Here is a 22,963-nt window from a genome sequence, read left to right on the forward strand (position 1 = left end):
TCGCGGCCACCGGCACACAGCAGGACATCTCCCAACAAGTCAGCTGCCGGCCAGGTCCCGCCGCTGGAACGCGGCGACACCGGCCAGAACGAGCGCCATCGCGACGGCGGTCAACCAGAGCAGCGGCGCGGCGCTCACCTCGCCACCGGGCACCTGGGGGAGGTGGGCGAAGGGCGACAGGCTCCTGATCCAGTCGTCGAGCTGGAGCAGCTCGCCGAGCTGGCCGAGCAGGGCGAAGGCCACCAGAGCCGCCCAGGCCAGGCCGGTCAGCCGGGGCAGCAGGCCGAACAGCAGCATCGCGATCCCGGCCAGCACCCACGCCGCGGGCACCTGTACCCAGGCCGCGCCCAGCAGCCGGAGGACCTGCTCGCCCACCTCGCCCGTTCGCACGCCATGAGCCAGCCCGGCCGCCAGGCCACCGGCCGTGAGGATGATCGGGGTGCCGCCCAGAGCGATGACCAGATGGCTGACCGTCCACCGCCAGCGGGGTACGGCCGCCGCCAGCACGGGCTCGGCGCGGCTGCCGGCCTCTTCGCCCTGCAACCGCAGCGTGGCCTGTACGGCGAAACCGCCCACGATCAGGCCGAACAGCCCCATCGCGGCGGCCAGGAACGTGTCCACCAGCGCCCCCGCGCCGCCTATCCGCGCCAGGATCGCAGCGAGCTGAGGGTTGTCGTTGACGATGTCGCCCACGCTTTGGGCCAGCGAGCCGAACATGGCCCCGCCGATCGCGAAGCCGATCATCCAGCCCAGCAGCCCGCCCCGCTGCAACCGCCACGCCAGCGCCAGCGCACTGGCCAGGCTCGGCGCGGCATTCGACGGGCCCAGCCGGGGCGGCAGCAGTCCGGCGCCCACATCTCGCCGCCTGGCCAGCAGCGCGGCCAGTCCGACCAGGAGGAGTCCGGTCAGCGCCAGCAGGCCGACCACCCACCAGCGTTCGCCGGCAAAAGCTCGCACTCGCTGAGCCCAGCCCAACGGCGACAGCCATGCCAGTGTCTCGACACCGGCGGCGTCACCCGAAGCCCGCAGCAGGTAGGCCAGGCCGAGTACCGAGACGGCCAGCCCGTTGGCGGTGCGGGCATGCTCGGTCACCTGCGCGGCCACCACGGCGATGCCGGTGAACACCCACCCGGTGCCGCCCACCGCGAGCCCGAACCCGAGCGCGCCGGAACCGGGAAGTCCTTGGCCGCTCAGAGCCACGGTGAGGAGGAGCGCGATGAGGAGGTTGGCGCCACCTGCCACGATCACGGCGGCCGCCGGGATCGCGTGGCGGCCGACCGCGCAGGCCCCGATCAGCTCGGCGCGGCCGGTTTCCTCCTCCGCGCGGGTGTGCCTGGTCACCACCATGATGCTCATCAAGGCGGCCAGGCCGGTGGCCAGGGTGGTCGCTCGCCAGGCGGTCAGACCGCCCACCGATGTCGCGTCGAAGACCGGGCCGGTGAGCGCCTGCAGCGCGGGGGTCGAGCCGATGGTGACGCCCAGGGCGAGACGTTGTGCCATGCCGGGGTAGAGCTCGCCGATCGCCGAGGCGGTGGCCGCGACGGCACCCGTGATGATCAGGATCCAGATCGGCAGGAGGAGGCGGTCACGGCGCAGCGCCAGCCGTACCAGCGCGAACGTGCCCGTCATGACGCGCTCTGATAGTGCCGCAGGAACAGCTCTTCCAGGGTGGGCGGTTGGCAGGTCAGGCTGCGTACGCCCGCGTCGGTCAGCAGTCGCAGCGCGCCGCCGAGCCGGTCGGCCTCGACCTCGAAGCGCACGCGGGAGCCGCTGACGGCCAGCTCGTGCACGCCCGCCAGCCCGGCCAGGCCGTCAGGGATCCGGTCGAGCTCGGCGGTGATGGAGCTCCGGGTCAGGTGACGTAACTGCGCCAGGGTGCCGCTCTCGACGGCTCGGCCGTCGCGGACGATGGTGACCCGGTCGCACAGGGCCTCGACCTCGGACAGGATGTGGCTGGACAGCAGCACCGTACGGCCGTTGCCGCGCTCCTCGGTGACGCACTCGCGGAAGGCGGCCTCCATCAGCGGGTCGAGCCCGGCGGTCGGTTCGTCCAGCAGCAGCAGTTCCACATCGGAGGCCAGAGCCGCGACGAGGGCCACCTTCTGCCGGTTGCCTTTGGAGTAGGCGCGGCCCTTCTTGGTCGGGTCGAGGTCGAAGAGCTCCAGCAGCGCCTTCTTGCGCCGCTGGTCGAGCCCGCCGCGTAGGCGCCCGAGCAGGTCGATGGCCTCGCCGCCGGACAGCGTCGGCCAGAGCACGACGTCGCCGGGTACGTAGGCCAGGCGCCGGTGCAACTCGACCGCGTCGCGCCATGGGTGGCCACCGAGGAGTTCGGCGTGGCCGGAGCCGGCCCGCAGTAGGCCGAGCAGGATGCGCAGAGTGGTGGTTTTGCCCGCACCGTTGGGGCCGAGGAAGCCGTGGACCTCGCCCGTGTCCACGGTGAGATCGAGTCCGTCCAGGGCGCGCACGCGCCCGAAGGTCTTGGTCAGCCCGCTGATGAGAATGGCAGGATTGCCCGACATGGGCGCCTCCTTGAAGCCGGTCCGATATGACATTGCCGACCAGACTTCCCGGCGCTCCACAACCGACGCTAACACCACGGATCCCTCCACACCAGACACATCTCAGCGAATCCGTCGGACGCTGGTACGGGGCTGCCTCCAGCACGCCCGGGAACTTCGGGGCCGAGGGTTTCTGCCGAACCGGGACCAAAGACTCGGCGACGAGGGACGTTCGACCCATGCCGCCCATACGGCCCCAAGAGCATCGTTGCGGGGGAGAGGTGAGAGGAGACCGCCATGTCCATCAAGGTCAGGGACGTCATGAGGAACGTCGCCATCGCGGTTCTGGAGGACGCGTCGTTCGCCGAGATCGTCCGCACGATGCGGCGATACGCCGTCGGAGCGGTCAGCGTGGTCGACGCTGATTGCCGGCCGATGGGGGTCGTCTCCGAAGACGATCTGCTGCTCAAGGAGGTGGACCCGGTACGGCACGGCGTCTCGATCTTCGAGAGCCGTAAGCGGCGTGAGGAGCACGAGAAGGCAGCCGCGGTCACCGCCTCCGCGCTCATGAGCACGCCCGCGATCACCGTGACCCCGGGAGCCCCGGTTCGCGACGCGGCGCGGTTGATGCACGAGAAATGGATCAAGCAGCTGCCGGTGATCGACGCGGTCACCGGGCGCATCGTCGGCACCCTGCACCAGTTGGACGTGCTGCGTGTCTTCACCCGGTCCGCGGGCCAGTTGGAGAGTGATGTCAAAGCCGTGATCGGTGACCTGGAGCCGGTGTCCGCCAGCGTCTCCGGCGGAGTGGTGACGGTCAGCGGCCGGGTGGCGCGCGGTTCCCAGGCCGTCGAGTTGGTGGAGGAGATCCGCCGGGTGGAGGGCGTGATCGACGTCGTCTCCGAGCTCACCTACAACAAGGACGACCTCCTCATCGTCCCGCCGCTCTTGTAGGCGGCTGAACGCAACGGCGTTGCGGTCCATCGGAGTGGCGGATCTCGGGAGCGGGCCGGCCGAGGGTCTGCTTGAACAGCCGGAAGGTGTGCTCCAGATCTCGGGCAAGTCGGTGACAGGCGTGGATCTTCAGCGGGGTGCTCCGTGACCGGCCCATGCGATGTCGTCGACCGCCAGAAACGGCTCGCCGACCACGGTCGCGGGGGTCACCCCGGTGAACGCCACGACATCCCGATGCAGGTGGGACTGGTCGGCGTAGCCGCCGTCGGCCGCGACCCGGGCCGCGCCTTCGCCCGCGACCAGGCGGTGGGCGGCATGGTCGAAGCGGACCAGCTTCACGGCGCGCTTGGGCGGCAGGCCGAGCTGCGACCGGAACCGGGACCACAGGCGCTTACGGCTCCATCCGACCTCGCTCGCGAGTCCGTCGACCCGGACCAGGCCGCGGTCGCCGACGATCCGGTCCCAGGCCCAAGCCACCTCCGGGTCCACCGGCGGCCCCACCTCATGCCGGCGCGCGAGCAGCGCGTCCGTCAACGCGAAGCGATCCTGCCACGACGAGACATCGCCCAGTCGCTCACGGATCCGTGACGCCTCCCGGCCCCACAGGTCGTCGAGGGCCACCACGGTACCGTCGAGGTCGGCGGGGGAGACGCCCAGAACCGCGCGTGCGATCACCGGGGACAGGCGCACCTGCACGCACTCGACATTCTCCCCCCGCACCCAGACCGCGCCTCCGGACCCGATCCCAGGCCCGGCGACGACACTTCCCCGCTGCTGCCGCCCGGCGGCATAGTCCAGGACGGGCGAACTGGTGCCGAACTCCAGAAGCAGCGTCACGGCCGGGTGCGGGACCATCCGGAGCGCGTCCAGGTCACGGACACGGAACCCGGCCATGGTGACACCGGCCACCCGGCTGGGCCGCTGCGGGCATGCGACGTCCCACACAGCCGTACCGTGCACGAAAGTTCGCACCGCCCCATGCTACGCGAGCCGGCCGAAGGGAACATTTGTCCAATCCACCACCGCGCACCGGCGGCGACAGTGGGCTCATGACCATTTCTGACGGCGGACCGCACGTGAAAGCCGACGCCGAGCCCACCGAGGGTACGACCCTGTCCCTGGACGACGGCGACATCTACGTATGCCAGGACGGCCCCCGCGACGCCCCCGTACTCCAGCTCATCCATGGGTCCGCGTCCTCGACTCGCTCGTGGGACGCGCTGGTTCCGATGCTGACCCGGTCCCATCGCGTCATCCGGATCGACCTGCTCGGGCACGGCCGGTCGGCCAAACCGGCCGACCGTAGCTACGCGACCCCGGACCAGGGACGCCGGGTCGGCGCGGTACTGGACCGGCTCGGCGTCGAGCACGCCGTAGTCGTCGGCCATTCCAGCGGCGGTGCGATCGCCACCGCCCTCGCCGAGCAGCGACCCGACCTCGTGACCGCGCTCGCGCTCATCAACACCGGACCCAGCCTGAACGCCTTCATCCCATCGGAGTCCGCCGCGATCGAACCCGCGCAGTGGCCGCCGACCGACGAGCAGATCCGCCAGTTCGCGAGCACCGGTTTCAGCCGCGCGGGCTACCAGATCCCACAAGAGTTGCTGGATGAGGTACGCGCTATGACGTACCACACGCTCACCATGACGATGCAGGCCACTCGCTACTACCTGGAGCAGCAGGCGCTCCCGGATCGGCTGGTGGCCCTCGGCAAGCCGCTGCTGGTGATCTTCGGCGCGGACGACCGCAGATGGCGATCCTCATCCGCCGCCGACTACCGCACCGTTCCGGGCGCGAACGTCGAGTTGCTGCCCGGTCTCGGACACTCACCCATACTCGAGGATCCGCCGCGGACCGCAGTCCCCCTCCTGGACTTCGCCGCGATCCACGCCACCATTTCGACGGAACACCCGACGGATGGCGGCTGATCTCGCGGCACGAGCATCCCTGGGCGGCCCGCGACGAGCAGGGACCGGCGATCCGGTACCAGCTCCGGAGTCTCGGTCGAGCACCTCGTCAAGCCCTAGCTGTACCAGGCCCGAGCGAACATCGTAGAGGAGCCGGTGCTGGTCTGGATCCACGGCGGCTCGTTCACCAACGGATCCGGGTCGGTCGGCGAATACGACGGCAGCGCGTTCGCGCGCGACGGCGTCGTGTGCGTGACCGTCAACTACCGGCTGGCCGTCGATGGCTTCCTCTTCTTCGACGATGGCATCGCCAACCTCGGCCTGCTGGATCAACTGGCGGCGCTGCGCTGGGTGCGGGCCAACATCGCCATGTTCGGCGGCGATCCGGCGCGGGTCACCGTGGCCGGCGAGTCGGCCGGGGCCATGAGCGTGACCGCGCTGCTCTCGATGCCGCTCGCTGAGGGCATGTTCAGCCAGGCCATCGCGCAGAGCGGCGCGGCCGCGCACACGCTTACCCGCGACGAGGCGCTCAAGGTCAGCGGCTTCCTCGCCGACTCGCTGGGCGTGCCGGCGGATCGGGACTCTATCGAAGCGGTTCCGCTCGAGCGGCTCATCCAGGCCGCGTCGGACCTGGTCGTCGAGGTGCAGACCACCCCCGATCCAATCAAGTGGGGCAAGCTCGCGCTGAACTTGCTGCCGTTCGCGCCGACCGTCGACGGCGTCACACTGCCCCAGGCACCCCTGCCGGCGATCAGCACCGGGCAGGGCGCCGACGTCGCCCTGCTGATCGGATCGAACCGTGACGAAGCCCGCCTGTTCCTCGTCGCGCCGGGCGCCATCGACCTGATCGACGACGCGACGCTCGAGTCGGCCGCCGAAGCGTACGGCCTGCCGGTGGAGTCGCTGGCCGCCTATCGCGCCAACCGGCCGGGAGCCGGGCCGGGCGACCTGCTGGCCGCCGTCATCACCGACTGGTACTACGCCATCCCGTCGATCCGGGTCGCCGAAGCCCGCGCTCGTCGGGGGACGGCGAACACCTGGACCTACCGGTTCGACCACCCCGATCCCGAGGACAACAGCCGGCTGGGCGCGTGCCACGGCTCGGAAGTGCCGTACGTGTTCGACACCATCGGCCGCGATGACGTCCGGCCGCGCCTCGGCGCCACGCCGTCGCAGGCCGTCGCCGACCAGGCACACAAGGTGTGGGTGGACTTCATCACCCGCGGAGACCCGGGATGGCCGGCCTACGACAACAGCCGCCGCGCCACCGGCCTGATCTCCGATCGCGTCACCGTCACCGACGACCCGGCCGCCGCCGAGCGCACCTGCTGGGACCGCATCCGGTAACGGCAAGAACCGTCCCCTCGAGAACGCTCTCACCCCACGAGTGCGAACGATCGTTTCCGGAACGCCTTGTGCGAGGGCGGGCGAAACTATGGGCATGGAGTTCCTCTGCTACCACCGCGACCGGCCCGGCTCCCTAGCGCTGCGCGACGAGCTACTTGAGCTGCATTGGTCCTATATGGATGGGTACGCAAAGGAGATGATCGCCCGGGGCCCGACCATGGCCGACGACGGCGACACACCCACTGGCAGCGTGCACATCGTCGACCTTCCCGATCCCGTCGCCGCCCGCGCGTTCGCCTTCGACGAGCCGAACTACCAGGCTGGCGTATACCGGGACGTTCTGCTGCGACGGTGGCGCAACACGCTGGGGCGCACCATGTGGGATTTCCCCGGCGGCCGGACCGGCGGCAACCGGTACCTGGTGCTCGGCCTCGGCACGGGGCAGGCTGCCGACATCGCCGTGCCGCCCGACGGGGACTCGCTGATCGCCTACGGGCCGCTGTTGTCCGACGACGGCGCCACCTGGCTGGGCACGGCGGCGTTGGTCCGGGCGCCGAACGCGGACATCGCACGCAGCGTCCTGACCACGAACCGGTACGCGGACATCGAGGTGCACAACTGGCAGTTCGGCGGGCGGTCCTCATAACCCGAGATTCGGCGTGTTAGCGAAGCTCGCCGGTGATGATCCACAGGTGGCCGAATGGGTCACGAATGCGGCCCGAGCGCTTGCCATAGGGCCGGTTCTCGATCGGCACGACCACCTCGGCGCCGTGAGCGATGATGCGTTCGCCGACGGCGTCCGGGTCGTCGACCTCGATCTCGAGGAGGACCGGGAGCCGCCGAGATCACGTGGTGAGAGCCACCCGAAATCCGATCGGGTTCGCGGCCGGGTGACCGACAAACGCGTCCTGGCTCCCGCGTTTGCGGGAGTTGACCGGCGGGGCGGGGCGAGAGGAGCGTTCGAAGGCCTCCCCTATGGCCCCGTTGGGGGGGTGGCCAGGTTCGACGGACAGATTCGAGCGGAGAGCTGTGACCGCAGCGAAGACGCGGGGGTCATGGGAACAGACGATCTGAACGCCCGGCTCGGTGTTGAGCTGGGCGAGCCGGCGGTGGTTGGCGGCGATGGCACCGGGGTCGATGGCGGCCTGCTGTTCGAGCAGCCGGAGCTCCGGCCGGGGTTCCAGCGGGCGTCCGGTGTGGTCTGTGAGGTTCGCGCTGCTGCCGTCGAAGAGAGCGCGAATCGGTCGTCGAGTCCGTTGACTTGGTAGGCGCCGGTGAAGCCGCGCCACGGCTCCCCTGGGCCTTCGTAGAGCGACATGATGGGACGATGGGCCCATTGGACCGGCCGGTAGCGTTGCTTCTCCACCTCGCCCGGGGTGATCATGGCGGCCTGCTGTTCAGCGGCGGTCGTGTGCACGACCGCGCTCGCAAAGTCGGCCAGTCCGCCGATGTGGTCAAAGTCCAGATGGGTCAGCACGATGTGTCTGACGTCATCGGTGGTGTATCCAAGCGACCGGATCTGGGCGGCCGCGGTTTCGCGGGTGACGCCGGGATCAAGCCGGTCGTGGCGGCCGCCTTCCTCATCGTGGCCGCTGGGGTTCTTCAGCAGGTGTTCGAGAGGGACGACGTCCGGCACCTGGTGATGATCTCGGCCGTCGTGCTGCGGAAGCGTTCGCGGTCGTGGGTGGTGAGCTGCGAAGTGAGATGACCCAGCTCCGCGCTCACCTCGGTGTGGAAGGCGATCGCCGCCTGGCGGCCGGCGTCGGTCAGCGTGACCTGCACCGCCCGCCGGTCACCGGGTACGGATGATCGCTGGGCGAGGCCGCGCCGCTCGGCACGGTTCATGAGGCCGGTGAGTGCGGCCTTCTCCACGCCGAAGCAGCGGGCGAGTTCGGCCATGCCTCTGGGGCCGTCGAGCAGGACGCACAGGAGCTTGGCCTGGACGGGGGTCAGATCGTGGCGTTCGGAGATGCGGGTGTAGATGCCCTGCACCAGCCCGGTGAGCTGCACCAGTCCGGTGGCGACGTCGATCTGCGGGTCGTGCGCGTCATCCGTTACGCACCCCTGCCCAGCGGCCGTCGCCGTGGCCACCATCGCTTGCGCCGTCTCATCCACGGCACTACGGTACAGTACGCATATAGTTAATGACGCGTACAGTGTGTGGCATGAACTTTCTTGGCCGTGCATAGATCATCACATGAGGAGGCCCCAGGTGTCTTTCAACGAAGAAGAGCTCGCCTACCTGCGATCCCAGCGACTGGCCCGGATCGCCACCGTCTCGGCCGACGACCAGCCGGACGTGGTGCCGGTGGGGTTCGAGTTCGACGGTACGCACCTGTATGTGGGCGGCATCGACCCAGACAAGACGCGGAAATTCCGCAATGTGCGGGACGGGAACACCAAGGTCGCGCTCGTCATCGACGACCTGCTGTCAGCGGACCCGTGGACGCCCCGCTACCTGCGGATCTACGGCGAAGCCGAACTCGTGGAACGCCCAGGCCAGTTCGGGCCCGCGTCCTACATGCGGATCGTCCCCACCGTGTCGTGGAGCTTCAACCTGGAAGGGTTGCCGTTCACCCATGACCGCGAGGTCCACGTCCAGCGCACCGCGCATCAAGCCGTGGGCGCGTAGCCGGACATCCCCGGCGCTCGGCCGTGCGACGTTCACCACCGTCTCGCCGAGCGGCAGGGCGTTCGCGAACTGACGCTCGGCGAGACGGTGGCGGCGGGATCGTCACACGTCGGTGATGCGGATTCCCGCGTGTGCCTTGTGGCGGCGGTTGATCGCGATCAGGTTGGCGGTCAGCGCCTCCACCTGGTGGGCGTTGCGCAGCCGCCCGCCGTACACGCCCCGCATGCCCGGCACCGCGTCGGCCAGCGCGCGCACCAGGTCGGTGGCCTCGCGATCGTCGCCGAGTACGAGCACGTCGGTTCGCAGCTCAGGGATCGACAGGTCGGCGAGGTGCACCGCCGACACGTGGTGGAACGCCGCCGTCACCCGGGACTCCGGCAGCAGCTTCTCCGCCTGCTGCGCGGCGCTCCCCTCCTCGACGGGGAGCGCGAAGGGGCCCTGCTTGTCGAAGCCGAGCGGGTTCACGCAGTCGATGACGACCTTGCCGACGAGCTGGTCCCGCAGCGAGGCCAGCAGCTCACCGTGGCCCTCCCATGGCACCGCGACGAGCACGACGTCCGCCATGGCGGCTGTGTCCTGGTTGTCCATGCCGGTCACGCCGTCACCCAGCTCGTCGGCGGTCGTCTCGGCACGCTCGGCGCTCCGCGAGCCGATGATCACCTTGATGCCGGCCCTGGCCCAGCGCACTGCGAGGCCCTTCCCCTGCGGGCCGGTGCCCCCGAACACACCCACGGTCAGGCTTGTCACGTCGGTCACGTTTCCTCCTGTGTTGGTTATTTCGCTCATCCGCCGGATGCGGCGGTAGAACGGGCGAGGGTGAACTTTCCGAGTCCGATCTCGGCCGCGACGGCGAGATCGGACTCGGTGTCCACATCGCACCGCAGTGACGCCAGCGACCCGCCGACCCGCACGGCGCCGGTGGCGGCGTGCGCGTCGGCGGAGCGCCGGCCGAAGCGCGGGTGGAGCGGCTCCCCGGGTGCGGCCAGCAGCAGCGTGGTCCCGGTGCCCGGCCGGTCCGCGCAGTACGCCCGCCGCCCGGCGGCCTCCTCGATCGCCGCGGACAGGTCGGCCGGGCGCAGCGCGGGCAGGTCGGCCTGCAGCGCGCCGACTGTGCCGTTCGCCGTGCGCGGGTGCTCCGCGCCGACCGTGCCGTTCGGCGTGTGCGGGTGCTCCGCTCTGACGGTGTCGTTCGGAGTGCGCAGGTACTCCGCGCCGAACGCCAGGGCCGCGTTCAGGCCGGGAAGGCCGCGCTCGTCGACGCACTCCACGCCGGTGCCGGCCAGCGCCGCCGGGATCCGCTCGTCCTCGCAGACCACGAGGACCCGCCGGACCCCGCCGGCCTGCGCGGCGGCTGTCACGGTGTCCAGCAGCAGCGCGAGCACGAGGTCGGCGTGCTCGTACGGCGGCACGGCGCCGCGCAGCCGCGACTTCGCCCGGTCCAGCCCCTTGATGGGGACGACCAGGTCCACTTCATACTCCACACGACCCATCGAGTCAGCCGCTGATCAGCGGGAGCAGGTTCGGCCGCCAGACGCCGTCGTGCTCGCGGCCTGTCGCCAGGCGTTCCGCGGGGACCTCGCCGTAGGTGGTCGTTCGCTGGCGGGCGGGGCGGCCGGCGGCGTGCGCCAGGGCCGCGAGGTCGGCGATCGTCTTGTAGCTGCCGTTCTCCGAGCCCGCCATGCGGCTGATGGTCTCCTCCATCAGCGTGCCGCCCAGGTCGTTCACGCCGCCGCGGAGCACGTCGACCACCCCCGCCGGGCCCAGCTTCACCCAACTCGTCTGGATGTTCGGGATTTGGCCGTGCAGCAGCAGCCGGGCCAGGGCGTGCACGGCCCGGTTCTCCAGGTGCGTGGGGCCTGGGCGGGCGATGCCGGCCAGGTAGAGCGGCGCGTTCGTGTGGACGAAGGGCAGCAGCACGAACTCGGTGAACCCACCCGTTCGCGCCTGGATGTCCCTGATCAGCTTGATGTGGGCCACCCAGTGCGCCGGGTTGTCGACGTGGCCGTACATCATCGTCGACGTCGTCGGGAGGCCCAGCTCGTGGGCCGTGGTCACGACCTCGATCCAGGACGCCGTCGGAAGCTTGCCCTTGGTCAGGATCCAGCGGACGTCGTCGTCGAGGATCTCGGCCGCGGTGCCGGGCAGGGAGTCCACCCCGGCTTCCTTCGCCGCGGTCAGCCAGTCGCGAATGGAGAGGTTGGTACGCGATGCGCCGTTCACTACCTCCATGGGGGAGAAGGCATGCACGTGCAGCCCCGGCGCGCGCCGCTTCACCTCGGCGGCGATGTCGAAATACGCCGTGCCGGGCAGGTCCGGGTGGATGCCGCCCTGCATGCACACCTCGGTCGCGCCGACCGACCACGCCTGCTCCGCCCGCTGACCGACCTGCTCCAGCGACAGCGTGTACGCGTCGCTGTCCGTACGCCGCTGCGCGAACGCGCAGAACCGGCAGCCGGTGTAGCAGACGTTGGTGAAGTTGATGTTCCGGGTGACCACATAGGTCACCTCGTCGCCGACCGCGTCCCGGCGGACGTCGTCGGCCAGCGCGGCGAGCGCCGAGATCTCGGGGCCCTCGCCGGCGGACAGCAGCATGAGGCTGTCCTCATCGGACAGCCCACCCGGGTCGGACTCGGCACGCAGCAGCGCGGCGGAGAACTCCCGGCGGATCCCGCGGGCCGGGCCGGACGACATCGCGGAGGGCATCGCCGCCACCTGATTCCGCAGCGTCTCCCAATCCCCGTACACGGAGTCGAAGTCGTCCCGCCGATCCGACGTGCGGCCTTCGGTGTCGATCGACGCGTTCAGGTCTGTCCGCCCGGTCGAGATCAGCGCGACCTCCGGCTCCTGCCACGGCCGCCCGACCGGCCGGACGTCCGGGGCGGCCAGACCTGTGGCCGGGTCGGCGAGAGCGGCGACGTGCCCGGCGACCCGCGGATCCAGCCACGGCTCCCCGCGAAGCACGTACTCCGGGTAGATCGGCAGCCGCTCCGCGAGCGAGAACCCCGCCCTCTCGGTGTGCTCGGCCAGCGTCTCCTCCTGCGGCCACGGCCGCTCGGGGTTCACGTGGTCGGGCGTCAGCGGCGACACCCCGCCCCAGTCGTCGATCCCGGCCCGCAGCAGCAGCTCGAACTCGCCGGCGATCAGGTTCGGTGGCGCCTGGATGCGCATCTTCGGCCCCAGCACCAGGCGGGCGACCGCGACGGTCGCGGCGAGCTCGTCGAGTGTGGCGTCGGCCATGCCGGCCATCGCGGTGTCGGGCTTGGCGCGGAAGTTCTGCACGATGACTTCCTGGATGCCGCCGTACTGCCGGGCCACCTTGCGGATCGCGAACAGCGAGTCGACCCGCTCGGCGAGGGTCTCGCCGATGCCGATCAGGATCCCGGTGGTGAACGGCACCGAGCTGCGCCCGGCGTCCTCGAGCACGCGCAGCCGGACGGCCGGCTCCTTGTCGGGCGAGCCGTGGTGCGGGCCGCCCTTCTCCGACCACAGCCGGGTCGCGGTCGTCTCCAGCATCATGCCCATCGACGCCGACACCGGCTTGAGCCGCTGGAAGTCGGTCCAGGTCAGCACGCCTGGGTTCAGGTGCGGCAGCACCCCGGTCTCCTCCAGCACCTTGATCGACATCGCCCGCACGTAGGAGAGCGTGTCCGGGTAGCCGGCCTCATCGAGCCACTCGCGTGCCGCGGTCCATCTGTCCTCCGGCCGGTCCCCGAGAGTGAACAGGACCTCCTTGCAGCCCAGTTCGGCGCCGCGCCGGACGATGTCGAGCACCTCGTCCTCGCTGAGGAACGCCGCCGGCGTACGCCCGGGAACGGTGGCGAACGTGCAGTAATGGCAGTGGTCCCGGCAGAGCTTGGTCAGCGGTACGAACACGCTGCGGGAATAGGTGATCACCCCTGGCCGGCCCGCCTCGACGAGCCCGGCGTCGCGCACCCGGGACGCGGCGGCCAGCAACTCCGTCAGTTGCGCACCGCGGGCGTGCAGCAGCATCTCGGCCTCGGTCTTGTCGAGGGCGACGCCGTCCCTGGCTCGACGCAACGCCCGGCGGACGGCCGACTCGCCGGGCACGACACCCTGGCTCACAGACACCCCTCCTGCTCGCGTGCGGTCGAGGTCCACAGGTGGGCGATGTCGCAGCTCATGAATCTCCCTGGTGAGTGGCACTGTGCGAACATAGTTAATGACATGTACAGTATGCGTCGATAACTGTAGTGCCCGCGAGGCCCCCTCTCGGCCCGCCGTCCCTCGCAGCGCGGCCGGGCCGGCGCATCGACCATCCGGAGAGCAGCACATGCCGAAACTTCTTGTCATCGTCGGGAGCACCCGCCCCACCCGGGCGGCGGATCGTGTGCTGCCCTGGGTCATGTCGCGGGTCCGTGCGTACGACGGCTTCGAGGTCGAGCTCGCCGATCTGCGGGAGTGGCCGCTGCCGATCTTCGCCGAGCACATGGGGACGATCGGCGACATGAGCGACCCGACGTACTCCGAGCCGATCGTGCGGGCCTGGAACGAGAAGGTGAAGCAAGCCGATGCCTTCGTCGTCATCACCCCCGAGTACAACCACAGCGTTCCCGGCGGGCTGAAGAACGCCATCGACAACGTGTGGATGTCGTTCGGGTTCCGCAACAAGCCGGTGGCGGCCGTCGGCTACAGCGGTGGCGTCGGGGGAGGGATCCGCGCGATCGAGCATCTGGCTCACATGTTCGTCGAGGCCGAAGCTGTTCCGCTGCGCAACACCGTGGTGATCCCGTACGTGCAGGCGGCTTTCGACGACCAGGACGAGCCGGTCAATGCCGCGGCGGACATCAGCCTGCAGATCATGCTCGACGACCTGGCCTGGTGGTCCTCCGTGCTGAACAGGGCCCGCATCGAAGGAGAGCTGATCCCCGGCGTCATCCGGGCCAGGGCCGCGATGGCCGCCGCCCGGGCATGACTCTCGCTCGTACCGATGGAGGAAGTCACATGAGCTTCAACACACCCGCCGGAACCCGCGGCGCCCGTCTGCCGGCCGGATGGGCGTTCCGATGGCTGAACAAGGTGATGGCCAGGCGGATTCGCCGCAAGGGCGGCGGCACCTTCATGGGCTTCAACGCCCTGGTCCTGACCACGATCGGCCGCAAGAGCGGACTGGAGCGGACGAATCCGGTCGGCTGGTTCCCGGGGTTGTGCGCTGAACCGTAGGCATGATCACATTCCTTGTTCTGAGAAGGTCGCCGCTCAGGGCGGCGCCACTTGCCTGGCGCCCATCGCGTCATTGGCTGTCTGAACAAGTAAATTGTGATCGGACATTCCCCGGAAGTTGTGAACTGCGTCACGACCCGCTGATCAGGTAGAGGGTGGATGTCATCAGTCTTTCGTGGCACGCCTCTGCGATGAGAGAGATATTTTTAGCTGTTCGAACAGTTATGGCGGCCGCCACGACGCTTTCAGTCCCGAGGTTCCGCCGGTCCGATCGCGACGGCGGTGTCGGTCAGCGGATAGGAGACGCAGGTGAGGACGCCGCCGTCCTCGACGGTGCCCCGCACCTCGCCATGGAGGAGCTGGATCCGGCATTCGCCACAACTGCCGACGGTGCACGAATAAGGCATCGGCACACCTGCGGCGAGGCCCGCGTCGAGCATGGTCTGGCCGGTGGCGACCACCACGTCACCGACGTTCTCGACCGTCATCGTCCGTGCGGTCAGCTCGGGAGCCGCCTCGGGCGCGCTGGTGAACTCCTCCTCGTGCAGGCGGTCCGAGGCGACGCCGAGGCCGGTGAGACAGTCCCGGACGCTGGTCAGCATGGCCGCCGGTCCGCAGACGTAGTAGTGGGCCCCCTCTGAGCAGGTCAGGTGATCGGGGCCGATTCGGCCGGTGCGGCCGGTCCAACCCGGGTCGGGGCGAGACAGCACGTGGTGGACCGTGAGACGGCCGGGATGGGCGTCTCGCATCGCCGTGAGTTCGTCGGCGAAGATGATGTCGGCCTCGGTGCGGTTGCCGTAGTGCAGGGTGATCGTGGTGTCGGGCGAGGCGGCGAGCACCGTACGCATGATGCTCATGAGCGGCGTGATGCCGCTGCCGGCGCCGATCAGGACATAGTCCGCGCCGGCCGCCGCGGGATCCGTCACGCCGAAGTTGCCGGACGGCCCGAGGACGCGCATCTCGGTGCCGACGCGGGCGTGGTCGTTGAGATAGGTGGAGCAGAGCCCGTTCCGTTTGACGGTCAGCGCGAGCCGATCCGTGCCGGGGACGGAGGTGGCCGAGTAGGCGCGCCGGACGGTACGCCCGTCGATCTCCATGATGAGCGTGTAGAACTGGCCGGGCGCGAACCCCGTGTCGGCCCCGGAGAACACCAGCGTGACCGCGTCGGAAGTCTCCCGGATCACGTCGATCACCCGCACCGGCCGCCCGGGGCGGGAGCCGGTCGCAACGCCGTAGCCTTCCTTCTTGAGCGCGCGGCGGTAGGTGGCGTTGATGATCCGTCGGATCAGCGGGGACAACGCGGCCAGCGACCTGGCCAGCCAGCGCAACGCCGGCTTCCGCACGCCGAGTTGCCGTGTCGTCAACGCCATCAGCTCGGAGAGCGTGGCCGCGTCGACGCGGTTGGCGCGGTCCCAGATGTTCGCGGCGGCGACGGCCTGGTTGTGCCGCACTTCGGCCCGCTCCACGGTGACGATGAGAGCGGCCTGCGGGACGGCGCCGCCCAGCGCCATGTCCGCCAGCAGGTTCGCGTCGTCGGTGACCACGGCGGTACCGCTCAGATGCAGCACGTCCGTACGGCCGGGAACGAGCATCGCCACGGAGATCCGGTCGTCGGCGAGCAGGTTGCGAGAGGTGTCCGCGCGCTTGTTGCCGCGCCGGTCCGGGATGGCCAGCGTGTGCCCGTCGATCACCTGGACGAAGCCGGGCGTGTCACCGCGCGGGCTCGTGTCGCTGCCGCCGTCACGGTCCCAGGAGGACACGACGAAGAACGGCGTGGGCCCCAGGAAGCCGGCGACGCCCGCGCCGGACAGCGGCCCGTCGGCGACGGCGGGAACGGACGCCATCGGAACGACCGGGTCCCACAGCCGGGACCGGAGAATCGCACGCGCACAGTGGACATAGGCCTGGCTGACCTCGACGACGATCCGACCAGGGGATCGCTCGGCGACCGAGCCGTTCACCCGGAGCGTCTCGCCGACGAACGCCTACTGCTTGACAGGTGCATATCGCACATCACTCGAAGAGCGGAGGAATCCGTGAGAGTCAAACGCCTGATCGTCGCCGTCGCGGGCGCGTTGCTGGTGGGGGGTGTTCCCCGCCGCGGCCCAGGTTGTCTTGGGCAAGTTCAGTAGTCAGCCATGTGAGGCAAGTAGGGTTGGCGCGTTCCTGCCTCACCAGTATTCAGGGGTCTTTAGGCATGTCAGGCATGTTAGGTGCGCTGCCTCGGTTCTACCGGCCCGAGCGGGTGGTGGTCGCCGATGAGTCGGTGTCGTGGGTGGTGGTGGATGAGGACCTCGGGTTGCATGTCGAGGCGTGCGCGTACCTGGCGGGGGTGCGCGGGGCGGGCCGGGCGCGCAGCCAGCGGTTGTGCCCGTCGGTCACCTGGTAGGTGAGGTTGGACCGCCCGCCGTGGATGAGGCTCAGCCAGAGCGGCACCCTGGCACGCGGGTGTCGAAGTACCGTTGCAGCGCGGCCATGTCCACCCCCGCGACCTCGTCGCTGATGTCGAACGTGTGGGGCACGGTCGTCTCCTTCCCGGAGCCGAGACGGTCAGAGCTTGTCGAAGACGTCGGGGCCGGCGGCGGCCATGGCCGCGAAGACACCGGCCGACGTCACCAGCGTCATGACCAGGGCGATGGCCGCGACCGTCGGATACGACCCGTTGGACCAGTAGTCGAACAGGATCGTCCCCATCACCTGCGTCGTGGGTGCCCGCACCAGCAGCGACGCGGTGAACTCGTGGGTGAGCAGCACGAAGATGAGCGCCGCCGCGCCCGCCAGCGTGGGCCGCATCAGCGGCAGCACGATCTCGGCGTTCGTCCGCAGCGGGCCGGCCCCGCTGGTGCGGGACGCCTCCTGGTAGGTGTCGCCGAGCGCCACCATCCCGGACAACTGCATCCGGGTGGTGAAGGGCAGCATCAGCGTGACGTACACCAGCACGATCACCTCGTGCGTGCCGTACAGGATGAACGGCTCGCGGCTGTACGTCAGCAGGAATCCCGCCCCGAACACCACGGCCGGGATCCCGAGCGGCATGGCCACGATGAAGTCCACGGCCGTCCGGACGGCCCGGAAGCGTCGCCCCTTGAGCAGCAGCGTCGCGGCGATGAAGCCCACGGGCAGCGCGATGGCGACCGAGATGACGGAGATGGTGAGGCTGTTGACGATGGCGTCGGTGATGCCGGACTCGGCGAAGATGCGCCGGAAATTGTCCAGGGTGAACCCGCTCACGTCGATCGTGCCGCTCCAGAAGGACGACAGCGACACGATCGCGAGGGCGCCCAGCGGCAGCCCCATGGCGATCAGGCCGTACAGGACGATGGCCACGACCGCGAGCCGCGACGGCCGCCCGCCGCCCTTGAACCCCTTGCCGCCGTGGGTGACGAAACGGCTGTGATCGCCGAGCATCACCTTCTGGCACAGGACGACCGCGATGCCGACGAGCAGCAGCGGCGACCCGATCGCCGCGGCCTTGCCGAAGTCCACGGGGCTCTGCGACACCGCGACGTACATGCCGGTGGTCAGCACGTTGATGCCGTTGGTACGGCCGAGCAGCAGCGGCCCGGTGAACTGGCCGAGCCCCAGCAGCAGCGCCACGAACCCGCCGTACACCAGCACCGGCCGCAGCAGCGGCAGCGTCACCCGGAAGAACACCCCGGTGGCCGACGACCCGCTGACCTGCGCCGCTTCGATCAGCTCGGAGTTGATTCCGGCGAAGCCCGAGCTGACGAACAGGTAGACGAACGCCGTCAGCCCGAAACCGGTGATGATCACGATCCAGGGCAGCGTGTAGATGTCGACCGGCCCCTCCTCCAGGTGGCTCCACCAGGGCAGCTGGCGCATCAGCGCGTTCAGGTAGCCCGGCCGGGGCGACAGCAGGAACGCCCAGCCGGTCACCGCCGCCACGGCCGGGACCACGATGGGCAGGATCGGCAGCGCGCGCAGCAGGCGCAGGCGGGGCGGCAGCCGGGTCGCCGCCCACGCGAGCAGCGTCCCGAGGACGAGCGCGATGACCAGCGAGCCCAGCGACAGCCCCACGGTGGTGCGCAGGGTGACGCCGATCTGCGGGTCGTCGAAGGCGGCGGCGTAGCCACGGCCGCCGTCCTCGAACGCCAGCCACTGCAGGCCGATCAGGGGCGCGAGGACGAGGTAGCCGATGACGGCCAGGAAGGTGAGCGCGCCCAGCCACGGCAGCAGCCGCCGCGCGCGGGCCAGGGCCGTGGTGCGCGCCGGTGGCATGGCGGCGGGCGCAGCCGTCTCGACAGGAGGGGCAACGGGTGCGGCCACGTCTCACGCCCCCACGGTGGTGGCGGTCGGGTGCGCCTCGACGCGCACGCCACCGGAGTCGTAGCAGATGGCGGCCTCGGCGGGAAACCAGGCGGTGACCTGCTGGGCGGGCGCCAGGTTCCGGGCCCACTGGCTGCCGGTCAGCGCGGCGCGGGCCTGCAGACGGTTTCCGGCGACCGAGATGGTCACGTCCATGTGCCGACCGCCGAACTGCGCGTCCACGACCTGCGCGGCGAGGCCGACGCCGCCCGCGGGCGGCTTCTGCCCGGCGGGTGCGAGCTGCACATCGTCGGGTCGCAGTCGTACGGCGATCTCGTCGTACGGGCGTGGCACCGGCAGCTCGCCGGCGATGTCCTGGGGCGGCTCGTCCCCCTGCGGGCTCAGGTCCCAGCCGTCGCCGTGGCGGCGCAGCGGGAGCCGGTTCGACATGCCGATGAAACCGGCGACGTACTCGGTGGCCGGGGCCTCGAACACGGTCTGGGGTGTGTCGAGCTGCTCGATCCGGCCGGCCCTCATGATCGCCAGGCGGCTGCCGAGGGCGAGCGCCTCGCTCTGGTCGTGGGTGACGAACACCGCGGTGAAGCCGAGCCGGGTGTGCAGCTCGTGCAGCTGGGCGCGGACCTGGTCGCGCAGCCGGGCGTCGAGGTTGCTGAGCGGCTCGTCGAAGAGCACCAGGTCGGGCCGGGCGACCAGGCCGCGCGCCAGCGCGACCCGTTGCTGCTGGCCGCCGCTGAGCTGGGCCGGGTAGCGGTCGAGCAGCGCCCCGCAGTCGACGAGCTCCGCGGTCTCCTCGATCCACTGCCGCGACTGGTCGCGGGCCACGCGCCGGGCCCGCAGCGGGTAGCCGATGTTGCGGCGCACCGTCATGTGCGGCCACAGCGCGTACGACTGGAACACCATCCCGATCCGCCGTTTGTTCGGCGGCAGGTTGAGCTTCCCGCGCAGGTCCAGGACCGTCTCCTCGCCCAGCGAGATGCGCCCCTCGTCGGGCGTCTCCAGGCCGGCCAGGCAGCGCAGCGTGGTCGTCTTCCCGCAGCCGCTGGGGCCCAGGAGCACCACGAACTCGCCCGGTTCGATCTCCAGTGACAGGTCGTCCACCGCGACGGCGGGCGGCTTGCCGGCGAATCGTTTGGTCAGACCCTCGATGCGCACGTGGGACATGGCGAAAATCCTTATGTGGGGAGATCGGACCAGGCAGGCGCCCGCGTGGCGCGGGTGCCTGCCATGGCATCCATCGCTGGACGGAGCGGGAAGGGGGTTACTGGAAGAGTGACTTCCACTTCGTGTGGTAGGCGGTGACGACCTCGGGCGTCAGCTTGGCCGGGTCCTGCAGCCGCACCTTGTCGTTGGTGATCAGCGTGCCGGGGATGTCCGGCAGCACCGCGCCGGCGGCCGGCGTGATCAGCTCCTGGCCCTTCGCGGTGACCATGAAGTCGGCGAAGAGCTGGGCCGCGTTGGGGTGCGTGCCACTCTTGAGCACCATGCCGTAGTAGCGGGCGCCCCAGGCGCCGGTGGGCGGCATCTTGAAGTCGACCGGCGCGCCCTTGGCCTTGGCGGGGACCAGCGACAGCGGTGCCACGAAGGTGCCGGCGGCGATCTCGCCGGAGGAGAGTGCCTCGGTCATAGGCAGGGCGCTGGGGTAGATGCGCGGCTTCTGGGCGGCCAGCTTCTGCACGAAGTCGGCGCCGTAGGTCTCCTCCAGCCAGAGGTAGAAGTCGACGATGGAGGCCGCGGTGGGCTCGATGACGCCGATCTTCCCGCCGGACAGGGCCGGATCGAGCAGGTCGGTGTAGTCCGTCAGGCCCTTGGTGTAGAGCTTGGTGTTCCAGCCGAAGGTGAGCACCGCGGAGTTGGTCTCGAAGTAGTTGCCCGGGTGGACGTACTTCTTGATGTCGTAGGCGCCCTTGCCGGTCAGCTCCGGACCGGTCGGCGCGAGGAAGCGGCCGTCCTTGGCGTGCTTCTGCACCCAGGGCAGGCTCGCGCTGACGAACATGTCGGCGATGCCCTTGCCGGTCTGGAACTCTGTCTCGATCTTGACGCTGAGGTCGCCGTCGACGCCGCGGACCGGCTCGACGTCGATGCCCGGGTACTTCGCCTCGAAGGCGGAGGCCAGAGCGTTCAGGGCGTCCAGCCCCTGGGCGGAGTAGACGGTGATCTTGGCTTCCTTCTTCGCCGCCTCGATCAGCGCGTCCACGCCCGCCGAGGCGGGCACGGCCTGGACCTGCGTCTCGCCGCCTCCGCCGCACGCGGCCAGGGACAGGCTGGTCATCAGCAGCAGGACGACGGGCAGAGCACTGGGCCGTCGCGGATGTGCGCGCATTCTGGGCTCCTCAGATGAACCGGCTCCCAGCTGAACCGACGTGCCCCCGTGCTGACTTCTTGCTGGTTTGTGGCCGCTGGCTTAGATTTCCTGGAAGTTACCAAACTGAACTCAGTTTTAGCAAGGGAGTAACCCATGGGCGCTCAGCTGGACGGCATGACCTTCGTGATCACCGGCGCGGCACGGGGCATGGGCGCCGCCACGGCGCGGATGGCGGCCTCGCGCGGGGCCGCCGTCGTCGTGGCCGACCTCGACGACGTGGCGGGCGCCCGTACCGTCGAGGAGATCACCGAGGCCGGCGGCAGGGCCTGCTACCAGCACTGCGACGTCACCGACGCGGACCAGGTGCGCGAGCTGATGCGGGCCGCGGCCGAGGCGTTCGGCGGGATCGACGTCCTGCACAACAACGCCGGCATTCACGAGACCATGCTCGGCGTCCCGCTCTCGATCGAGGAGATGCCGCTGGAGGCGTGGGACCGGGTGATGGCGGTCAACCTGCGCGGCTCCTGGCTGTGCGCGAAGTTCGCGGTGCCGTACCTGAAGGGGAGCACGCGCGGGCCGTCGATCATCAATTGCGGCTCCTCCGGCTCGTTGGTCGGCGGGGTGTCGAGCCTGGCGTACGGGGCCAGCAAGGGCGGGGTCGCGCTGCTCACCAAGAACCTGGCGGTCGAGCTGGCCAGGTATGGGATCAGGGTCAACTGCTACTGTCCGAGCGCGACGGAGACCAGGATGGTGAGCGACTACCTGGACGCGGGGGACAACCGGGACGAACGACGGCGCATGCTGACCCGCACCCAGCTCGTGGGGCGCATCGGCACCCCGGACGACATCGCGGCCCTGGTCTGCTTCCTGGCCAGCGGGGAGGCGGCGTACGTCAACGGCGTGGTCTGGCTCGTCGACGGCGGCTCGCTCGCCTGGCGCGGCACGGTCGACACCCTCGGACTGGACACGGTCTGATCATTTCGCGGCATGAACCAACCTCAGTTCGGTAGACTACGATGCGATCGTTCCGAGAGGAGGAGGCGTGGCGGGGAAGCCTATCGCTGACATGGACGCGGGACCGCGGTCCAAGCGCGGCGCCATCCTGGAGGCCGCCGTCGGCTACTTCGGGGAGTTCGGCTACGAGGCCACCAAGTGGTCGGCCGTGGCCGGCCGGGTGGGCATCAGCCAGACGTCGCTCTATCACTATTTCGAGTCGAAGGCGCACTGCCTGCTGACCATCATGCACCACGAGCTGCACCGCTCACATGAGCACTTCCTGGAGGCCGCGGCCGGCGTCGACCCGGCGGAGGGGCTGCGGGCCGCGCTGTCCGGCGCCTTCGACGTCACCCAGCAGGAGGTGCTGCAGATGCGCATCCTGCAGAACCACATCGGCCTGCTGGAGACCCCGCGCAGCTCCAAGCGCGAGGAGGAGGCCCGGCAGGCGTCCCGCGTCCTCGTCCACGACATAGAGGTGGCGTGGACCGGATTGCTGGAACGCGGGATGGAGGCCGGGGTGTTCCCCCGGCGTGACCCGCACACCCTCGCCCAGGCCGTGCTGGGGCTGCTGGTCAGTGTCTGGCGGTGGTACCGCTGGGGCGGACGGCTCACCCTCAACGCGGTGCGCGACTTCTACGTCGGGTGCGCGCTGCGCATGGTCGAGAGCTAGTGGAGAACTAACGGCCGGAGGGCCGCTGCGCTGCGACTGACCGACTGCTACGCCTGTCTGGACGGGCCGGACCCGGAGAGCGGGCTCAAGCTCGTCGCCTCGGACATCCGCTTCCTGATCACGCTGCTGGGCCGGCGCATCGCCGTCATGGGCGCGGGGGCCGAGCTGTTCACGGCTGACCCCGAGCGG

23 protein-coding genes are annotated in these 22,963 nt (G+C 70.0%); 10 read left to right on the top strand and 13 right to left on the bottom strand.

Features of this window, described 5'->3' with window-relative positions; genetic code table 11:
- Positions 1-39 precede the first annotated feature (39 nt).
- Both AB0F17_RS25480 and AB0F17_RS25485 read right to left on the bottom strand, forming a co-directional pair.
- Positions 40-1,629 (bottom strand): ABC transporter permease, encoded by a 1,590-nt coding sequence (locus AB0F17_RS25480; protein ID WP_358027150.1) that lies wholly within the window; start codon positions 1,627-1,629, stop codon positions 40-42.
- Positions 1,626-2,519 (bottom strand): ABC transporter ATP-binding protein, encoded by an 894-nt coding sequence (locus AB0F17_RS25485; RefSeq protein ID WP_358027152.1) that lies wholly within the window; start codon positions 2,517-2,519, stop codon positions 1,626-1,628. Before AB0F17_RS25485 ends, AB0F17_RS25480 begins: the two co-directional genes overlap by 4 nt.
- A 276-nt stretch (positions 2,520-2,795) precedes the next feature.
- On the opposite strand from AB0F17_RS25485, the gene AB0F17_RS25490 reads away from it, so the two are divergent.
- The gene (locus AB0F17_RS25490) at positions 2,796-3,452 is read left to right on the top strand and encodes a CBS domain-containing protein (protein ID WP_358027155.1); all 657 of its coding nucleotides are present in this window, start codon (positions 2,796-2,798) and stop codon (positions 3,450-3,452) included.
- A gap of 129 nt (positions 3,453-3,581) precedes the next feature.
- Here the strand turns inward: AB0F17_RS25490 and AB0F17_RS25495 are convergent, their stop codons facing one another.
- Positions 3,582-4,424, bottom strand: coding sequence for a helix-turn-helix domain-containing protein (locus tag AB0F17_RS25495; protein WP_358027158.1), 843 nt, complete (start codon positions 4,422-4,424; stop codon positions 3,582-3,584).
- Positions 4,425-4,501: 77 nt separating this feature from the next.
- On the opposite strand from AB0F17_RS25495, the gene AB0F17_RS25500 reads away from it, so the two are divergent.
- The 3 genes from AB0F17_RS25500 to AB0F17_RS25510 all read left to right on the top strand — a co-directional run bounded on the left by AB0F17_RS25500 (position 4,502) and on the right by AB0F17_RS25510 (position 7,352).
- Positions 4,502-5,380 carry an alpha/beta fold hydrolase gene (locus AB0F17_RS25500; protein WP_358027160.1) on the top strand — a complete coding sequence of 293 codons (879 nt, stop codon included), beginning with the start codon at positions 4,502-4,504 and terminating at the stop codon, positions 5,378-5,380.
- Between the two features lie 120 nt (positions 5,381-5,500).
- Positions 5,501-6,706, top strand: a complete 1,206-nt coding sequence (locus AB0F17_RS25505; RefSeq protein ID WP_358027875.1) for a carboxylesterase family protein — start codon at positions 5,501-5,503, stop codon at positions 6,704-6,706.
- 94 nt (positions 6,707-6,800) lie between these two features.
- Complete coding sequence (locus AB0F17_RS25510) at positions 6,801-7,352, top strand: YciI family protein (RefSeq protein ID WP_358027163.1); 552 nt, start codon at positions 6,801-6,803, stop codon at positions 7,350-7,352.
- A gap of 16 nt (positions 7,353-7,368) precedes the next feature.
- On the opposite strand, the gene AB0F17_RS25515 is transcribed toward AB0F17_RS25510, so the two are convergent.
- The 3 genes from AB0F17_RS25515 to AB0F17_RS25525 all read right to left on the bottom strand — a co-directional run bounded on the left by AB0F17_RS25515 (position 7,369) and on the right by AB0F17_RS25525 (position 8,821).
- Positions 7,369-7,524 carry a VOC family protein gene (locus tag AB0F17_RS25515; protein WP_358027877.1) on the bottom strand — a complete coding sequence of 52 codons (156 nt, stop codon included), beginning with the start codon at positions 7,522-7,524 and terminating at the stop codon, positions 7,369-7,371.
- A gap of 155 nt (positions 7,525-7,679) precedes the next feature.
- Positions 7,680-8,342, bottom strand: a complete 663-nt coding sequence (locus AB0F17_RS25520) for an MBL fold metallo-hydrolase (protein WP_358027166.1) — start codon at positions 8,340-8,342, stop codon at positions 7,680-7,682.
- On the bottom strand, positions 8,309-8,821 hold the full coding sequence (locus AB0F17_RS25525; protein ID WP_358027169.1) for a MarR family transcriptional regulator: 513 nt from the start codon (positions 8,819-8,821) through the stop codon (positions 8,309-8,311). Before AB0F17_RS25525 ends, AB0F17_RS25520 begins: the two co-directional genes overlap by 34 nt.
- A 97-nt stretch (positions 8,822-8,918) precedes the next feature.
- Here AB0F17_RS25525 and AB0F17_RS25530 point away from each other — a divergent pair, with 97 nt between their 5' ends.
- A complete protein-coding gene (locus tag AB0F17_RS25530) occupies positions 8,919-9,338 on the top strand; it encodes a PPOX class F420-dependent oxidoreductase (RefSeq protein ID WP_358027172.1) in 420 nt (139 codons plus the stop codon).
- A 102-nt stretch (positions 9,339-9,440) separates the two neighbouring features.
- Here AB0F17_RS25530 and npdG read toward each other — a convergent pair whose 3' ends face one another.
- From npdG to AB0F17_RS25545, 3 genes are read right to left on the bottom strand one after another with little or no spacing between them, the layout of a single operon-like run.
- On the bottom strand, positions 9,441-10,124 hold the full coding sequence (gene npdG, locus AB0F17_RS25535) for an NADPH-dependent F420 reductase (RefSeq protein ID WP_358027175.1): 684 nt from the start codon (positions 10,122-10,124) through the stop codon (positions 9,441-9,443).
- The gene (locus AB0F17_RS25540; protein ID WP_358027178.1) at positions 10,121-10,819 is read right to left on the bottom strand and encodes a 2-phospho-L-lactate guanylyltransferase; all 699 of its coding nucleotides are present in this window, start codon (positions 10,817-10,819) and stop codon (positions 10,121-10,123) included. Before AB0F17_RS25540 ends, npdG begins: the two co-directional genes overlap by 4 nt.
- A gap of 13 nt (positions 10,820-10,832) precedes the next feature.
- Positions 10,833-13,421 carry a bifunctional FO biosynthesis protein CofGH gene (locus AB0F17_RS25545; RefSeq protein ID WP_358027180.1) on the bottom strand — a complete coding sequence of 863 codons (2,589 nt, stop codon included), beginning with the start codon at positions 13,419-13,421 and terminating at the stop codon, positions 10,833-10,835.
- Between the two features lie 208 nt (positions 13,422-13,629).
- On the opposite strand from AB0F17_RS25545, the gene AB0F17_RS25550 reads away from it, so the two are divergent.
- Entirely contained in the window at positions 13,630-14,271 is a 642-nt protein-coding gene (locus AB0F17_RS25550) for an NAD(P)H-dependent oxidoreductase (protein ID WP_358027183.1), read from the top strand.
- Positions 14,272-14,300: 29 nt separating this feature from the next.
- Entirely contained in the window at positions 14,301-14,519 is a 219-nt protein-coding gene (locus tag AB0F17_RS25555) for a nitroreductase/quinone reductase family protein (protein WP_358027185.1), read from the top strand.
- 245 nt (positions 14,520-14,764) lie between these two features.
- On the opposite strand, the gene AB0F17_RS25560 is transcribed toward AB0F17_RS25555, so the two are convergent.
- A complete protein-coding gene (locus AB0F17_RS25560; protein WP_358027188.1) occupies positions 14,765-16,363 on the bottom strand; it encodes a 2Fe-2S iron-sulfur cluster-binding protein in 1,599 nt (532 codons plus the stop codon).
- A 353-nt stretch (positions 16,364-16,716) separates the two neighbouring features.
- Between AB0F17_RS25560 and AB0F17_RS25565 the strand changes: the two genes are divergently transcribed.
- A complete protein-coding gene (locus AB0F17_RS25565) occupies positions 16,717-16,908 on the top strand; it encodes a hypothetical protein (protein WP_358027191.1) in 192 nt (63 codons plus the stop codon).
- A 161-nt stretch (positions 16,909-17,069) separates the two neighbouring features.
- Here the strand turns inward: AB0F17_RS25565 and AB0F17_RS25570 are convergent, their stop codons facing one another.
- The 3 genes from AB0F17_RS25570 to AB0F17_RS25580 all read right to left on the bottom strand — a co-directional run bounded on the left by AB0F17_RS25570 (position 17,070) and on the right by AB0F17_RS25580 (position 21,126).
- On the bottom strand, positions 17,070-18,806 hold the full coding sequence (locus AB0F17_RS25570; RefSeq protein WP_358027194.1) for an iron ABC transporter permease: 1,737 nt from the start codon (positions 18,804-18,806) through the stop codon (positions 17,070-17,072).
- A gap of 3 nt (positions 18,807-18,809) precedes the next feature.
- The gene (locus AB0F17_RS25575; protein ID WP_358027197.1) at positions 18,810-19,967 is read right to left on the bottom strand and encodes an ABC transporter ATP-binding protein; all 1,158 of its coding nucleotides are present in this window, start codon (positions 19,965-19,967) and stop codon (positions 18,810-18,812) included.
- A gap of 97 nt (positions 19,968-20,064) precedes the next feature.
- Positions 20,065-21,126 (bottom strand): extracellular solute-binding protein, encoded by a 1,062-nt coding sequence (locus AB0F17_RS25580; RefSeq protein WP_358027199.1) that lies wholly within the window; start codon positions 21,124-21,126, stop codon positions 20,065-20,067.
- A 135-nt stretch (positions 21,127-21,261) separates the two neighbouring features.
- Between AB0F17_RS25580 and AB0F17_RS25585 the strand changes: the two genes are divergently transcribed.
- Complete coding sequence (locus AB0F17_RS25585; RefSeq protein WP_358027201.1) at positions 21,262-22,083, top strand: glucose 1-dehydrogenase; 822 nt, start codon at positions 21,262-21,264, stop codon at positions 22,081-22,083.
- A gap of 67 nt (positions 22,084-22,150) precedes the next feature.
- A complete protein-coding gene (locus tag AB0F17_RS25590; RefSeq protein ID WP_358027204.1) occupies positions 22,151-22,774 on the top strand; it encodes a TetR/AcrR family transcriptional regulator in 624 nt (207 codons plus the stop codon).
- Positions 22,775-22,963: the final 189 nt, after the last annotated feature.

The sequence above is a fragment of the Nonomuraea sp. NPDC026600 genome, assembly GCF_040638335.1.
Lineage (GTDB): Bacteria > Actinomycetota > Actinomycetes > Streptosporangiales > Streptosporangiaceae > Nonomuraea.